Raw genomic sequence first — 15,654 nt, forward strand, 5'->3', positions numbered from 1 at the left:
ATTATCATTCCATTTTAATTACAATCTTACCTCTAACATGCTGACCTTCACTCAAAATATGAGCTTCTCTAATCCCTTCCTCACTAAACGGCATAACTTTACTTATAATTGGTTTTACTTTTCCATGTACAATTAAATCTGATAATGCTTCTAATTGTTTTCCGTTTGGTTTTAGCCATAAAAAACCTGATTTTATCTCTTTTACTTTTTGAATTGGTTCATGGACAATCGAAACTAATACACCACCAGGTTTTAAAATCTGAAAGCTTTTTTCTTGTACTTCCCCACCTATTGTATCTAATACAATATCAAAATCTGATAGTAATTCTTCAAATTTATCTTTTTTATAATCAATAACGAGATCTGCCCCTAAAGACTTTAAAAACTCTTCATTCTTACTACTGGCAGTTGTCGCAACAAAAGCTCCAAATGATTTTGCGATTTGGATTGCCAAACTTCCAACTCCACCAGCTCCAGCATGAATAAGTACTCGGTCATGTTCTTTTATTTTTGCGTAATCTACAAGACTTTGCCATGCAGTAAGTCCTGCAAGAGGAATAGAAGCTGCCTCTTCAAAACTCAGATTTGTAGGCATATAGGATACTAAATCCGATTTTACTGTAATGAATTCAGCATAAGAGCCCTGCCCTATATTTTCAGGTTTCGTATACACCTTATCTCCTATTTTGAAACATTCTATCTCTTCCCCAACTTCTTCAATAACTCCCGCTACATCTAGCCCTAAAATGATTGGAAATGAAAAACGCAACTGTTCTTGTAAGTCTCCTTTTCTTATTTTCCAATCAACAGGATTAATAGATGTTGCGAGAATACGTATTAATACCTCATTATTCTTAACAACTGGTTTTAAAACTTGTCTTTCTTTTAATTCTTCAACACTACCATATTGATCTATAACAATTGCTTTCATTTCCTCTCCTCCTTACTGTTTATTTTAATAACATACAAATATTTCTCAAAATTTTTTTCCTTAAATTATCATAAACTTATTTTTGGGGGTAATTATGCAAGAAACATAGAAAATCTTACACACACCTTAGAGTCATTCAAAATTGTGTTTTTAATTACATTCAAAAGAAATGGAGAGAACTCTATGACTGAAAAGATATTTAAAATAAACGGGATTGATATATGTACAGAAAGCTTTGGAAACCCTAAAAATCCAGCTATTTTATTAATTATGGGTGCTACGTGTTCAATGGTTTATTGGGATGAAGAATTTTGTGAACAGTTGGCGAATAGCGGGGCATTTGTTATTCGTTTTGATAACCGTGATGTGGGACGCTCCGTCGCATATGAACCTGGAACTTCTAATTATTCCGTTACGGATATGGCTGAAGATGCAATTGGGGTACTTGATGCTTATCATATTGATCAAGCGCATCTATTCGGGATGTCTTTAGGGGGTATGATCGCTCAAATTGCTGCTGTAAAACATCCCGAAAGAATTTTATCGTTAACATTATTAGCTACAAGTATAATAGGCTCTGACGATAACACGCGCGATTTACCTCCGATGGATGAAAGAATTTTAACACATCACGCAAATGGCACGCATTTAGATTGGACAAATGAAAATGTTGTAGCAGAATATTTAGTTTCAGGGACCCGTCTATTATGCGGGTCCAAACGCACATTTGATGAAAAAAGAGTCTATAATCAAGTAAAACAAGAAATTGAACGAGCTAACAATTTATTAAGCATGTTTAATCACGCTTTACTTCAAGGCGATGATGCATATGAAGGGGTGCTTCACTCCATACAAGCACCTACATTAGTCATTCACGGAACAGACGATACCGCACTCCCTTTTGAACATGGTCTCGCACTTATCGACGAGATTCCTAACTCAGCTCTATTAACTCTTGAAGGCGCCGGACATGAGATTCATCCTGATGACTGGGAAGACATCATTCATGCTGTTACTGAACATACAGCTAAAATAATAGAAAAATAATGAATAGGAGGGGCACGCCGCAATTTGTGTCCCCCTATCTTTACATGTAAAAAAGCCCATCACTGTATCCGTATGTATAGTGATGGGCAATACTTATATTTTTCTATGTTTAAAAAAACGGACAATCTAATTGGTCAACAGCTTCCCATGATTTTTTTTTTATATTATCGGTGGATTTATTTGCTTCTAGTGGTACGCTTTTAAAAGGATTAACTTCTACTTTTAATAAAGATGATGGCTCCACGTATAACGAGAAAACATGGCTACTTGGTATAGCTTTTGACACATCAATATCTCCTACTTGTTTAAAAAGTTGCTGCGCTGCAAAGAAAAAGAAGTTGGTTGGATTTGATTGTTTATTCAGCCATGCAAGCATTTCAGGTGATACTGACTTATGAATATTAATTTTTACTCGGTCACCACGTTTATATCGCCTAGATCGCATACTTCCACCAACTAACTTATTGTTAAGTTTGTAAATCCTAACTCTTTTTGCTTATGCTCTCTATATTTTGGCGAACAAGTGTAGACTAATAATCCACGTGCATTTGTAAATAATGGATTATCTACAAAGATTACATTTGTTAAACGCCCTTTTTGTTTTAAAATCATTTTCAGGCTATTTTTTATGATAACTGCGCCCCCGCCATAAATAAATACATATGGATCGTCTTTCATATCATCAATTTTGTTAATAATATCCGTTGCAACACGCGCTGCTAAACCTAATAGTGCTGGTTGTGATTCCTCAACTAATAATGCATTTCTAGGGTGTTTATCATTTAAATAAATTTGATTGAATTCTGTAATACTATCAATTGTCTTTGTTGGATACTTCCGGTTCCATCTCGTAATAATTTGTAGTAACGTTTCTTTCACACCGTACGATAAACCCTTACTTAGTTGTGGTCTAAAGTTTACACCTAGTGAAACGACTTCTTCTGTTGTCCCTGCACCAATATCAAAAGATAATAATGTTTTATCAACAAAATCAATTTCTGACACTTTATTTTGTTCACATTCTATTTTATGTTTTACAACATTTCCTTCTTCATCATATACAATGCCCCACGTCCCAGAAGCACCTTCAGGTAGGCATTTACAATATTCGATGGAAATATTAATTGTAACATCACGTCCGTTTGGATAATGGAACACAACCTTATGATTCCCCATATAACGTTTCGCATTTTCCGCAGCTATTTCTTGTGTAATAAGCTGCATAGGGAGAGCAACAGATAAATCATAACGAATGTTAATATGACTAGAAGTTGGACTTTGACGCATAGCACTTACCGCTAAACCAGATAGAATCGTAATAACCATTAACTCATCAGTTGACTTATTCGATTTCTTCTCAACTTCAGTACCTTTTAATTGATCTTGAATGACTTTTTCTCCAACGATATACCGCACATTATTTAACATTAACGATGGAGAACTAATGGTCACGTCAATGTGATTTTCTAATTCAGATAATGAAACATCTCCCTCATCTAACAATCCTGTAGGCTCTCCTATATATAAAGCATATATACTCGGAATAAAAATAGGATCTTGCCCTTTCACCATTAACTTCAAACCGTTATTTCCTGCATCAGCACCAGCTTTTAAAAGAATAGACATAACTACCCCCTAAATTAATCTGACATCCCTTCCAAATATATGCGAGCCCATTCTTTTACATTCAAATGTAATGTAATTTTTTATTAATCGCAAAAACAAAACATTATATTATTACACCTTTCATGTAAAAAATATTTGACATGAAGGTTTTCCAATTTTACACTATATATGTAAAGAGTTTTTTACAATTATGGAGGTGCTATTTCTAAATTGAATCATAAAAAATTTATTTTCATGATTATCGTTTTATCATTAATCGTAGTTCTCATACATGGGGCGTATAAATATGTAACGGAAGGTTCGATTTTAGGAGGAACAATATTCGCTTTTTCGTTAATTATCGGTAATTTAATTAATCAAATTACTTGGGGAGATCCAAACGGAGTATCGAAAGAAAGCCAAGATGAAATGGGCCAGCAAATTAAATATAAAAGTTTTAAAGTTGCTTATTTTGTACTTATATGCCTTATGTTTTTTATTTTAATAGTATCAGAAGGATTTGCCTTCCTATCACTTGATGAAATAAAGAATCTGCCTCTTTTTATCGCCCTTTGCTCTTCATTCTTTATTTATCCTATTGTCGAACTTATAGTCGCAAAACAATATAAATAAAAAGATGAGATTTTCTTTATACAGAAAATCTCATCTTTTTATATTTACATCCCCTCAACTATCACTTTTAATTTATTCACAGTCCGCCAATTCCTTACTGTAGCTGGTGTATGTAACTTCTGAAACTGATTCATTAATTTTGAATTTCGAATGCTATTTTTGAAAAATAAATACACAACTTTTTCATGTATATAACAATCTTCAGTCTCATTTTTTTGCATAAGTAGCTGATCTTTTTCTAATTCAGAAAGTTCATTTGCTAAGAAGGCAACATGTATACTTTCGCCTTCTCGCAATGAATTGACTTCATAGGGGCATCTTTTTATAACATTTATAAATTCCTCATGTGTTCTTAACATAACCGGAACATCAAAACCAAAAACGTTTTTAATTTCAGATTGTATTCGTTTGTTTAAAAAATCAATATCTCTTTCAGATTCGAACACGATATTACCACTTTGAATATATGTTTTTACTTGTTTTAGCCCTATTGATTCAAACGTTTGTTTTAAATCAGCCATTTTAATTATCTTATGACCGCCTACATTGATTCCTCTTAGTAGTGCAATATAAATTGTCATAGCAATCCTCCACATTTTAATGAACTGAACAATTGAATTGATTTTCCCCCTCATATTTCTCAAATATTTGTTTTAATTCCTCTAACATATCATGTATTGATAATACCTCAAATAAAATGATAGATTCACTGGAAAAATGATGATGATATTGATTCGGTTTACAATGGGCTAAATCATTTTTATAATTCCAAAATTGCTTGTCTAATTCATCAATCAGTTTAAAATGTTCCTCATCTATTTTATTACAATTATTTCTTAATATTGAAATTATAGAATGAATTGTTCGTCGTAAAATCTCTTTTTCATTTTGCGACCAGTCACATGTTTCAATTGGTGTTCGAGCTAAATTATCTATATGATAAATAATTTGCTGTAATAAATGAAGTTGCTTTTGTACAAGTAAAAAACTTCTCATTTCTTTTTTTGTATGTCGATGATATTTCCAATCTTTTTGCTCATATTGAACAAATTGTACCGCTTTATGTAATAATAAATTCACTTTAGATAGATTATGAGTTGTCTCTTTGGTTATCACTTTCCCTTCAATTAATGCATTAAGCCATTCCTCCATAATATGTGCCGTTTTAACAAATAGTTCCTCTGTACATCCCGAAATTGTTTTAACATAATGTGGTGGTAAGATGAAAAAATTCACTAAAGTAGACACTATAATACCAGTAGATGTAGTAGCTAATCGAATTAAAAATGCAGTAAAATAGTGATCTGCCGTAATTGGGATCATTGCAACAGCAGTTAATGTTGCAACTAACGTTCCCGCATGTAACTTTAGTTTTTGACATGTAACGATTGTAAACATCGCTGCTAACGCATAAGAAAGCGCCTGATGACCTAGGAAAAATGTGAAAGTCATTGCATATGCTGATCCAATTGTTGAAGCTGGAAAACGAACCAGTCCTTTTTTTATAGAATCCGTTGCAGTTGGCTCAATCGTTACAATTGCGGTGATAACAGCAAATATAGTTGGAATATTAAAAAATTCACAAACTAGAACTGTAAGAAAAACCGCAATTCCTGTTTTTATCACCCTTCCACCAATAATATTCCATTTTCTAACTTGATTCATTTTGTATTTCCTTCATTTCTATTTCGTTTATTTATATATTCTATATTATATATCTTTCTAAATAAAAAACTTACTACTTTTGTACAAGAGTAAGTTTTTTCTCGTTATTTTATGATAGATAAATGCATTATGATTTGTTGACCAATTGGTCCCATTCTTCTAAAACCTTTATCTTGGAAGCCAACTTTTTCATATAAATTTTGTGCAGGAATATTTTTTTCATTCACAGCAAGTACAACTTCATTTTTCATCGGAAAATAACATTGTACAAACTCTTGTAATAGTGCCAGTGATTTTTTAGCGTATCCCTTCCTTTGTCTATTGTGATTTATAGAAAATGAAGTTAAAAGTAAAGCGTTCTCATTTTCTGTGAACTCCTGCACTCTATCTCCTGTTTGCAATGCAAAAAGACCAACAGGTACCCCATTGTAATCTAAAATAACAATCACATTTTTTGTACGATCATTTTTTGCTTTTTTCAATAATTCAACTGGGTCCGATGTAAATTGAACTTGTTCACTTGGTAAAGTAAATGTTTGTATAACTTCCTTAAATTCCTCTTTATACGGAACTAATTGAATTTCCCCTGTATGTATGTTCATGATAAACTCTCCCATTTTTTACTTATTAACTTAAACCTTGCTGCACTTTAGAATGTACTTTGCCATCTAAAAATGTAATTTCAACTAATGCAGTTGGATTGCTTCCCTTCCAAGCAAAGATTTGCTTAATTTGTGTAGAATGTTCCACCCCTTCTTCTATGAGTAAATCCCCCTCAAAACCAATTAAATCTTTCACTTCTTTATAAGTCATTCCTTCATTTATATTGGAGAAATGATTTATATTGATAGATTCTTTCTTTTGATTTTCCATCACAGTAGAAGAAGTCGCTGTTTGCTTTTTTACTTCTTTCTTCTGTTCACACGCTGTCATACTGAAACCTAAGCATAAACTACATAATATTAATGTGCTTTTTTTCATCATAACAGTTGTCCCTCCCATAATAATTAAACCATATATTCCCTTAAAAATAAACTGAATATTTAATATTATATTGAAAAACCCTGTACAATTTAGTACAGGGTTACGGTTACGGTTAAATTTATTTATTTAAATGATTATTTGATTGGTCATTTTGTTCTTTTCTCAGTTCTTGTTCTTCATCTTTTGGTAATTGTTTATCATTATCTTTTATTGGATTCGTTTCTCGATTTTCAATCATGTCATTTGGAACTTGTGGCATTACTCGGCCAACAATTGCTGCTAACTCATCCAGTATACCTTCACCTGTTTTCCCTTTTTTAATTTGCTTTCCAATTTGTTTCAGTCTTTCATACGTATCAACATCTGCTACAACGACTGCATTAGCACCATCAGGATCGTTTTTTAAGCTTTCTGCAACAGAGTATTTTATGGACTCAACACGTGTTCGATCTAGTTTCGCTTTTACATCAATTCCTACAATAGCATATTTCCCAACTACTACCGCTGTCGCATCATTTACACCTGGCACACTTGCCGCTAAAGATGCTAAATGGTCCGCTGCTTTTTCATTTGGCTTATTTGACTTATTTGTATAATTAACATTTTTCATTGAAACATTTTTTTGCTCGGGCTTTTCGTTTGGATTATCCTTTTTTCCAATACTGCATCCAGTTATTAATAAACAAACCATCAATAGATATATTAAAATCTTCATTATTCTCACCACTTTACCATTCAAGTTTAATCATAAATTTTTTCAACAGCTTGCATTTTCTTCACTTTTTCTTCTGCTCCGCTATTTGCATTAATGAAAATTTGGTACGTATCTTTCCCTAAAGTACCTACAAATTCATAGCAAAGTACTTCGTTATGCAAATCGTTTACTACCATTGCTTTTCGCTCTTCCATTACCTTTACATCAGGGTTTATTTTCTTTCTTGCTTCTGCTGCAGTTAGCTTTGCCGAAGGGATTGTTCGTTTTTGGTGTGATGCTAAATATTCTTTTGCCGAAAATCCGACGATAGAACCGTCATCTAAAGCAATTTTCATTTGAATTGCTTCTGGATAAATTCGTACGCCATTCTCATTTACTACATACGTAAATACACCAACATTATCATATTGTGAGCTATCATAAAGCTCCATATTATGAAACTTATGGTCCTTTAAAAATTTCAAACCTTTACTTCCCGCATCGTTTAAACTAATTTTCTGTTCTTTAATTTCTCGATTATTCATAACCCAAATTGGATATCCGCCTTTCCCGGTAATATCCATATAAAACTCATTATTCGTTGCCTCATCTTTAATTTTCACACTATAGAAAGATTCTTTCGCACCTTTTCCGCTTTTCTCGACTTCTACCTTTTCATTTCCTTTTAAATTTAAAAACGATTTTGCAATTTTCGCCGCTTCATCTTTTGAAATTGCTTTTCCTCCTGCTTCAAATCCACCTTTTTTATTTTTTTGTGCACTTGTAAAGGTAGGTCCGAAGTTTGTAGAAGAATACGATGTTACATTTTTTTCTACTGTCTTTAATCCGTCAATAATTGTATTGTCTGCAGGATCACGATTTGATGCGAGTGCCATCTCGACATCCATCCAGCGTAAATTGTTTTTCAAAACAAGATGTTGCACTTTTCTTAGTTCATCTTGTATATTTCCTGCATTGGAATATAAAGTTTGCAACGTTTTGTATTCTTGATCATTTAACGGCTCTTTTTCTAAATCGCGAATGGCTGCACGGTAACTAAAATCACCGATATTCGCTAAAAATTCTTCCGTTTTATTAAAAGGCATTAATGTTAAAGGAAGTTGTCCTACATCCGAACGAGCTTCCGATGTTAATCTCCATACATCTGCTAATGCAGGCGATAAAGATGCGCGCGAATTCATCGCAAGCGTTGTTCCAATTTTATCGTGCAATAAATCAACCTCATACGCTAAATCATGAAACGCACGTTGATAGCTATTTTCTGCCCGAATTAATACTGCATTCTTCTCTTGATGCTCTTTATAGCCCCAGTATCCTGTCCCGACTACACCAACTGTTAATAATACGATTATAATACCTCGTAACATAGTTCCACCTCCGCTCTATTTACAGAAAATATGTTTCCCGATCTTTTTAATTTGTGGACGAGTCCAAATCCATTTACTTGTTGCAGTATCTGGATTGAAATAATACAATGCGTTTCCTGTTGGATCCCATCCATTAATTGCATCTAATACAGCTTTTTTCGCTGTTTCATTTGGCGTTAAATATATTTGTCCGTCTGCTACCGCTGTAAATGCTCTTGGCTCAAAAATCACACCCGAAACAGTATTTGGAAATGATGCACTTGTAACACGATTTAAAATAACTGCAGCGACTGCAACTTGTCCTAAGTACGGCTCACCACGAGATTCTCCATATACTGCGTTTGCCATAAGCTGAATGTCATTTTGGGAATAACCATTTGGAACATTTGTCCCTTTATTTTGAGGTGGTTTATTTTCTTGTGCTGTACCACCACTATTTCCTTTATTCGTTGTCGTTCCTTTATTAGCAGTTGACTTATCATACTTCGTTGCCTTCACGAGCATTTGCTTCGTTTTAGCTCCGGCTAAACCATCAACAGGTAAACCGAATTTCTCTTGAAAATTTCGAAGTGCCCAGTATGTACCCCAGCCGAAAACACCATCCACTTTTCCTGTATAAAATCCGTTATATTTCAAACGAGATTGCAGTTCAATGACATCTTCGCCAGATGCTCCCCTTTGAATGACCTGATTAGAAAAGGCTTCTACATTTTTTAGTTGTATACTACTGACCATGAAAGACAGTCCTATGAACGCAAGCAAAACTGCTATTTTAAAAATAGCTTTTTGGCGCATAATTTTCCCTCCTTAATTACGGAAATGATTTCTTGGTTATGTTTTGTAAAAGCCTCGCTTTTATGTAAAGAAGACAAAAAAATCCAAACTAATATCGTTGAAAAAATATGTAAACAATATAAAGTGAGACTTTAATCAGTGGGGGTTTTCTTCATCCCCCACTGATTATTAGTTGAACCAATCGAACTTTTATGAGCAGCCCGACCCCCACCTAATTTCTTTACTTTCGCTGAATTTTGAGATGGGGGGCTTACTGCCCATTAAAGTGGGATAAAAAAGGATAAAAGGAGTTCATCGTGAAGAAATTGTTAAAGCGTGTCGCATTCGTCCTTCTGTTCCTAATAACATGTTCAAATGTATATACAGGCTCATCAATTGTTCATGCTCAGCCACCTTATGCGAAATGGGGTAAACTTGCTGTAGAGAAAACGAAAGAACAATACCCAAAAGCGGAGATTATTGATTACCTTCATATAGGTAGAAAACCAAAAACCGTTCAAATAACAATTGAAAAATTTAAATTGTGGCTACGTGAGGATGGAAAAGAATATGGTGTTTTTGTTGATGTAGAGTTTGAAACGAAGACGGAGAAATTTATTAAAATGTCGTTTCAGAAAACGAGTAGATAAAATGAAAAAAAACCGGCTGTTATGAATTTAAACAGCCGGGTTTCTTTCATTTCTAAAATTTCGATTCCCTAAAAATCTTACCAATATACAAATAGCGCCAATTACAACTGCTATTCCTATACTGTATAAAAGTACTCTACCATATCCACTTATTCTCGGATCTAAAAACGGATAAGGATACCAATTCACGATTGGACCACGTATTAAGCTATATAAAACGTAAAAAAACGGGAATAAGAGCCAACTTGCGGCTTGTTTCCAAGTGATTTTCTTATTTGGTGGATTTAATATCCAATCTAAAAGCATGGCAATTGGCATGATATAATGTAACACCGTATTTACCCATGGTATTGCGGTTTGAAGTGATTCTTCTAACCCTCTTAATAATAAAAAATAAATGAGTCCAGTCGTAAGTATGTATACAGTCGCTGCACCACGAAGTACACCAAACTGTTCTGATCGACCAAATGTAGCTGTTCCGATACTACTTAAAAGGAGAATACATGCAACTAAAATGTTACTTTCGATAGTGAAGAAACTGAAAAAATTAACTGGATTGAACGGTTTCACTTGTGCCCGTATTATAAATTGCGTAATGATTGCACTAAATGCTAGAAGGCTTAAACATAGTCTAAATAAAGATAATGTTTTTACATCCCCCATACAGTCCCTCCTCTTCTTATACAAACTTATAATTCTCCTGTACATGCTCAATAAATAACTTTAATGGAACGAGCCCACGTTTAGGCATATGACTACTAATTACAGCAACCACCTCTAACTGCGGAATGACAACGATGTATTGCCCGCCGTATCCCATAGCAAAGTACATACAATACGGTATGTGAAATCTTTCGTTATTCAATACCCACCAGTGATATCCATATGCCCCGACATGTTCATACGTTTCAAATAGAGGTGTACTTGATTCTTCTAACCATTTCGATGATACAATTTCATTCCCCTGCCAAATTCCATTCTGCAAACATAATATTCCGAGTTTTAATAAATCTTTAGATTTCATTTTCATACCGAAACCACCAACATATATTCCCTGGGAATCTTGTTGCCACTCATATTCTGTAATCTCTAACGGATTAAATAAGTACCTTTTCGCAAACTGTTCTGTCGGCATTCCAGTAGCTTTTTGGATAATGTAACTAAGTAAATGCGAAGACCCTGAGTTATAATTCATTTTTGTAGCCGGTTCTTCAATTATTGGTTTTTCTAATATATATTGCACCCAGTTCGCTGATTCTACAAAGTCATTCGGGAATACTACTCCATTTCCAAACTCTTTCCACTCCTCACCAGTAGTCATTGTTAATAAGTGATAAAGCGTCAAATCATGTTTTCCCTCAGGTACATTTTCAATCCACTCTGTAATAGGTGTATGTATATCATTTATATAGCCTTTATCAATTGCAATACCAATTAATAAAGATACGATACTTTTTGTAATCGAATTGATTTTATATAAGTTATTTGTACATTCGGGTGTTTTATAATACTCGGTTGTTAATTCTCCTTTTTGATAAACAAGAAATGTATTCACTTTTTTCTTTTCAAATTTATTTTCTAGCTGCTTGAAATTCAAAACTTTACCTCCGTTTAAAAAATCACTTCATTTATTATATGTTGTAGCTTCTATTAAAACATAATTGAATTCAAATAAAAAAACAAACCTGTCAGTTTAGCTGACAGGTTTGTTTCTATAATTTCGTGCGAACATTCCAAAGCTCTGGGAAGAATCGTTGATCAAGTACTCGTTTTAAATAAGATACACCTGAAGATCCACCTGTTCCCATTTTATGTCCGATAATTCGTTCTACCGTTTTCATATGACGGAAACGCCATTGTTGTAGCCAATCTTCAATATCAATTAATTTTTCAGCAAGTTGGTATAAGTTCCAATACTTTTTCACATCGGCATACACTTCAAGCCATGCCGCTTCTACCGTGGCATCTTCTTCATAAGGCTGCGTAATATCACGATTCAACACATCTTTATGAATAGGGAATCCTTCTTTTACAAGTGCTTGAATTGCGACATCATACAAACTTGGTGCATGTAGCGCCGTATGAAGTCGAGCGTGTAATTCTGGATCTTTTTCATAAATTTTTAATGCATGCGGCGTTTTATAACCTAGCGCATACTCAATCATACGATATTGATACGATTGAAAACCTGAAGCTTGACCGAGCGAGTCACGAAACTCAATGTACTCGGATGGTGTTAATGTCGCAAGAATATCCCAAGATTGAATAATTTGCGACTGAATTTTTGATACACGCGCTAACATTTTAAAAGCTGGTTGTAATTTATCTTGTTTAATAGATTCAATTGCTGCATATAACTCATGTAAAATAAGCTTCATCCAAAGTTCACTTGCTTGGTGAATAACGATGAACAACATTTCATCATGGTGATCTGATAATCTCTTTTGAGAAGATAGTAAACTATCTAATTGTAAATATTCCCCGTACGTCATATTCTCTTTAAAATCCGTATGAATCCCTTTTTCCATAATTATCTTTTCGTTTTCTTTCATATTAGCCAAACGCCCCTTATATATATTTCTACTTATATTGGTCTAATAACTGCTCGAACTGGACTTCCATCTGCATCTGTTAAGGCAAGTGGTAATGCAATCAATTCATAATCGCCGTCTGCTACGTGATCTAGTACGACATTTTCTAAAATGTGTATGCCATGTTTAAACAATTGATGATGCGCTTCTAATTCTTTATCATCTAATGGATCAACTGACGGTACATCCACCCCGATTAAACGTATACCTTTCTCTGAAAGAAACGGTGCTATATCTGCATGTAAATGCGGGATTACATCTGGGAATTCATTCACTTTACCATGTGAAGATGTGCGTAATAACAACCGTTCTACTCCTTCTAAATTAAAGTTTTCTAATTCTTTTTTTCCGATGCTTTCAAGATTAGAAACGTCAATGATTCGTACTGGGCCGACATAAACTTGAATATCTAAATCTATTACTTTCTTTCCTTCATTATCAAAATGAAACGGTGCATCAATATGAGTACCTGTATGAATACTCATCGTTAATTTTCCAACATTTACTGAGCCACTCTCTTCTTTCGGCCATGATACTTCATACGAGAACGGTGTGTCCCCTGGCCAAGTAGCAATATCATTATTTAGCGGTTGTGAAATATCAATCCACTCTGATGTTTTCATACTTATGCCACAACCTCTCTCTTATTTTCAAACTGTTTATATTCTTCATCTTTCATGATTTTCTTTAATATTTGTACAGATTTCCACACTTCTTCGTATGTGTTATATAAAGCGACTGGCGCAAGTCTTACTCCATTAGGTGCACGGAAATCAGGGATAACTCCATCTGCTTTTAACGCTTTACATATGCGTGCTGCTTCTGCATGCTCTAAATAAATATGCCCGCCTCGTTTTTCATCCTCTAATGGATTTCCAATTGTAAATTCAAAATCACTTAATTCATGAGCAATTAAATTAAGCATGTAACTTGTAATATGTAAAGATTTTTCACGTAAACGTTCTATACCAGCCTCTTTAAAAATTTCAAGAGAACCGATTAACGGCGCTGTACTTAATACGTGAGGGGTACCAATTTGATATGCACCTGCATGATCAGCAGCTGTTAATGTATGTTCCATATCAAACTGCTTATCTTTTCTAGAGCTGAACCATCCAGACAATCCTGGAAGTCTATTACAATGCTTTTTATTTACATAAAGACCAGCAACACCACCAGGTCCTGCATTTAAGTATTTATAATTACACCAAATAGCGAAATCAACATCCCATTCTTTGAAATGATGCGGAATAGAACCAATCGAATGACATAAATCAAATCCGATATGAATACCACGCTTATGCGCTTCCGCTGTTAAACGTTTCATATCAAGAACTTGGCCACTTCTATATAGTACAGAAGGTAATAAAATTAACGCGATATCATCTGTCATTGCATGAATAATATCATCTTCAGAAAGTGTTCTACCATCTCGGCTCTTCACTCGTACTAAATGCTCATCTGGATCTAATCCTTTTAAACGAATTTGACTTTGAAGTGCATATATATCGGACGGGAATGTCAACTCATCCGCAAGAATTTTTGTGCGAATTCCTTTCGGCTCATAGAAAGTTGCGATTACTTGATGAATATTCGTTGTCGTGGAACCGGTTACAATAGTTTCTTCTGGTAAAGCTCCAATAAGAGGCGCAGTCAATTCACCTAATTTCTCCGAAAGGAAAAACCACGGATGCTCACCCTCGGTCCAGCCGTCAATACCGTACTCTTTCCATGAATCTAGCAAAGTAAGTAATGATTTTTCTGCTCTTTTTGAAAGTAGCCCTAATGAGTTTCCATCTAAATATATTGTTCCTTCTTTTTTATAAAATTCAGTTTGAAAATCTTTCAGTTCATCATGTTTATCACATTCAAGCGCATACTCATAAGTTGGTTGAAATGGTTCTGTATACATGGTGTCACCTTCTCTTAATTTTCTTTTTATTCTAACTAATTGAAATATATCACCTTAGTTGATATAACGTCAATGATATTATGTCAGTTGACTTTATATATGAATTTCTTTTACAATACAGTTATATTTTCAGATATTTCAGTATAAAGAGGTGATTCTTTGAAAAACACTACTCTTTCATCAAGAAAACACCGCTCCTTAGAAACTAAAAAGAAACTTTTACATTCCGGATACATTGTTTTTATTAATAACGGATTTCAGAAAACAACCATTACGCAAATTATTAAACATGCAGAAACTGGTTATGGAACGGCATATGTATACTTCAAAAACAAAGATGATCTCCTCACCGTTTTAATGGAAGATGTTATGAATCAATTTTATGATATTGCTGAGCGCTCTTTTTCTCCTCAAACAAAAGAAGAAGCACGTAATATGATTCAAAACCAAGTGAGGGCATTCCTCCAACTAGCAGAGAAAGAACGAGCTATTTTACAAGTTGTAGAAGAAGCAATCGGGCTATCAAAAGAGATACGTCAAAAATGGGATGAGATTCGAGAACGATTTATAAACAGCATTACGCAAGATATTACATACTCTCAAGAAAATGGGTTAGCGCATCCTGAATTAAATAAAGAAACTGTAGCACGTGCTTGGTTCGCAATGAATGAGATATTTCTTTGGACGATTGTGAAAAATGATAAAAAATTAGAGTTAGAAGAGATAGTACATACATTGACGGAAATGTATACAACGGGGTTATATAAATAGCACACCTTC

Annotated in this window: 19 protein-coding genes; 4 read left to right on the forward strand and 15 right to left on the reverse strand. The window is 34.0% G+C overall.

Translation table 11 applies throughout. The features are described 5' to 3' along the window. Nucleotides 1-4: 4 nt before the first annotated feature. Nucleotides 5-931, reverse strand: a complete 927-nt coding sequence (locus RTP99_RS22085; RefSeq protein ID WP_000644567.1) for an NADP-dependent oxidoreductase — start codon at nt 929-931, stop codon at nt 5-7. 183 nt (nt 932-1,114) lie between these two features. Between RTP99_RS22085 and mleBCA the strand changes: the two genes are divergently transcribed. Continuing rightward, nucleotides 1,115-1,978 carry a BCA family alpha/beta fold macrolide esterase gene (mleBCA, locus tag RTP99_RS22090; RefSeq protein ID WP_000136589.1) on the forward strand — a complete coding sequence of 288 codons (864 nt, stop codon included), beginning with the start codon at nt 1,115-1,117 and terminating at the stop codon, nt 1,976-1,978. A gap of 109 nt (nt 1,979-2,087) precedes the next feature. On the opposite strand, the gene RTP99_RS22095 is transcribed toward mleBCA, so the two are convergent. Together RTP99_RS22095 and RTP99_RS22100 are read right to left on the reverse strand one after the other, a co-directional pair. Beyond that, nucleotides 2,088-2,423, reverse strand: coding sequence for a hypothetical protein (locus tag RTP99_RS22095; protein ID WP_029438566.1), 336 nt, complete (start codon nt 2,421-2,423; stop codon nt 2,088-2,090). 11 nt (nt 2,424-2,434) lie between these two features. After that, nucleotides 2,435-3,604 (reverse strand): ParM/StbA family protein, encoded by a 1,170-nt coding sequence (locus tag RTP99_RS22100; protein WP_000025611.1) that lies wholly within the window; start codon nt 3,602-3,604, stop codon nt 2,435-2,437. A gap of 210 nt (nt 3,605-3,814) precedes the next feature. On the opposite strand from RTP99_RS22100, the gene RTP99_RS22105 reads away from it, so the two are divergent. Next, on the forward strand, nt 3,815-4,216 hold the full coding sequence (locus RTP99_RS22105) for a hypothetical protein (protein ID WP_001015813.1): 402 nt from the start codon (nt 3,815-3,817) through the stop codon (nt 4,214-4,216). A 44-nt stretch (nt 4,217-4,260) separates the two neighbouring features. Here the strand turns inward: RTP99_RS22105 and RTP99_RS22110 are convergent, their stop codons facing one another. From RTP99_RS22110 to sleB, 7 genes are all read right to left on the reverse strand, one after another. Continuing rightward, nucleotides 4,261-4,797, reverse strand: a complete 537-nt coding sequence (locus RTP99_RS22110; RefSeq protein ID WP_000158244.1) for a DUF1697 domain-containing protein — start codon at nt 4,795-4,797, stop codon at nt 4,261-4,263. A 16-nt stretch (nt 4,798-4,813) separates the two neighbouring features. After that, nucleotides 4,814-5,881 (reverse strand): aromatic acid exporter family protein, encoded by a 1,068-nt coding sequence (locus tag RTP99_RS22115; RefSeq protein ID WP_046647300.1) that lies wholly within the window; start codon nt 5,879-5,881, stop codon nt 4,814-4,816. Between the two features lie 104 nt (nt 5,882-5,985). After that, complete coding sequence (locus tag RTP99_RS22120; RefSeq protein WP_001020859.1) at nt 5,986-6,483, reverse strand: GNAT family N-acetyltransferase; 498 nt, start codon at nt 6,481-6,483, stop codon at nt 5,986-5,988. Nucleotides 6,484-6,508: 25 nt separating this feature from the next. Then, a complete protein-coding gene (locus RTP99_RS22125; RefSeq protein ID WP_000976539.1) occupies nt 6,509-6,865 on the reverse strand; it encodes a lipoprotein in 357 nt (118 codons plus the stop codon). A 118-nt stretch (nt 6,866-6,983) separates the two neighbouring features. Further along, the gene (locus tag RTP99_RS22130; protein WP_000697993.1) at nt 6,984-7,580 is read right to left on the reverse strand and encodes a YhcN/YlaJ family sporulation lipoprotein; all 597 of its coding nucleotides are present in this window, start codon (nt 7,578-7,580) and stop codon (nt 6,984-6,986) included. 26 nt (nt 7,581-7,606) lie between these two features. After that, entirely contained in the window at nt 7,607-8,947 is a 1,341-nt protein-coding gene (ypeB, locus tag RTP99_RS22135; RefSeq protein WP_000943716.1) for a germination protein YpeB, read from the reverse strand. A gap of 15 nt (nt 8,948-8,962) precedes the next feature. Further along, nucleotides 8,963-9,742, reverse strand: a complete 780-nt coding sequence (gene sleB / locus RTP99_RS22140) for a spore cortex-lytic enzyme (protein WP_001249040.1) — start codon at nt 9,740-9,742, stop codon at nt 8,963-8,965. A gap of 296 nt (nt 9,743-10,038) precedes the next feature. Here sleB and RTP99_RS22145 point away from each other — a divergent pair, with 296 nt between their 5' ends. Next, nucleotides 10,039-10,371 carry a DUF3889 domain-containing protein gene (locus tag RTP99_RS22145; protein WP_016717655.1) on the forward strand — a complete coding sequence of 111 codons (333 nt, stop codon included), beginning with the start codon at nt 10,039-10,041 and terminating at the stop codon, nt 10,369-10,371. A gap of 27 nt (nt 10,372-10,398) precedes the next feature. Here RTP99_RS22145 and RTP99_RS22150 read toward each other — a convergent pair whose 3' ends face one another. The 5 genes from RTP99_RS22150 to kynU all read right to left on the reverse strand — a co-directional run bounded on the left by RTP99_RS22150 (nt 10,399) and on the right by kynU (nt 14,874). Next, on the reverse strand, nt 10,399-11,034 hold the full coding sequence (locus tag RTP99_RS22150) for a Pr6Pr family membrane protein (RefSeq protein WP_046647304.1): 636 nt from the start codon (nt 11,032-11,034) through the stop codon (nt 10,399-10,401). A gap of 16 nt (nt 11,035-11,050) precedes the next feature. Further along, complete coding sequence (locus tag RTP99_RS22155; protein WP_001009748.1) at nt 11,051-11,968, reverse strand: serine hydrolase domain-containing protein; 918 nt, start codon at nt 11,966-11,968, stop codon at nt 11,051-11,053. A gap of 115 nt (nt 11,969-12,083) precedes the next feature. Next, nucleotides 12,084-12,923: a tryptophan 2,3-dioxygenase gene (kynA, locus tag RTP99_RS22160; RefSeq protein ID WP_000661937.1), complete on the reverse strand. Its 840-nt coding sequence runs from the start codon at nt 12,921-12,923 to the stop codon at nt 12,084-12,086. 32 nt (nt 12,924-12,955) lie between these two features. Beyond that, nucleotides 12,956-13,585, reverse strand: coding sequence for an arylformamidase (gene kynB / locus RTP99_RS22165; protein ID WP_000858052.1), 630 nt, complete (start codon nt 13,583-13,585; stop codon nt 12,956-12,958). A gap of 2 nt (nt 13,586-13,587) precedes the next feature. Further along, the gene (gene kynU / locus RTP99_RS22170) at nt 13,588-14,874 is read right to left on the reverse strand and encodes a kynureninase (RefSeq protein WP_000287845.1); all 1,287 of its coding nucleotides are present in this window, start codon (nt 14,872-14,874) and stop codon (nt 13,588-13,590) included. A gap of 159 nt (nt 14,875-15,033) precedes the next feature. On the opposite strand from kynU, the gene RTP99_RS22175 reads away from it, so the two are divergent. Beyond that, nucleotides 15,034-15,645, forward strand: a complete 612-nt coding sequence (locus tag RTP99_RS22175) for a TetR/AcrR family transcriptional regulator (RefSeq protein ID WP_000799595.1) — start codon at nt 15,034-15,036, stop codon at nt 15,643-15,645. Nucleotides 15,646-15,654: the final 9 nt, after the last annotated feature.

It is taken from the genome of Bacillus sp. (in: firmicutes), assembly GCF_031983925.1.
Classification (GTDB): domain Bacteria; phylum Bacillota; class Bacilli; order Bacillales; family Bacillaceae_G; genus Bacillus_A; species Bacillus_A pacificus.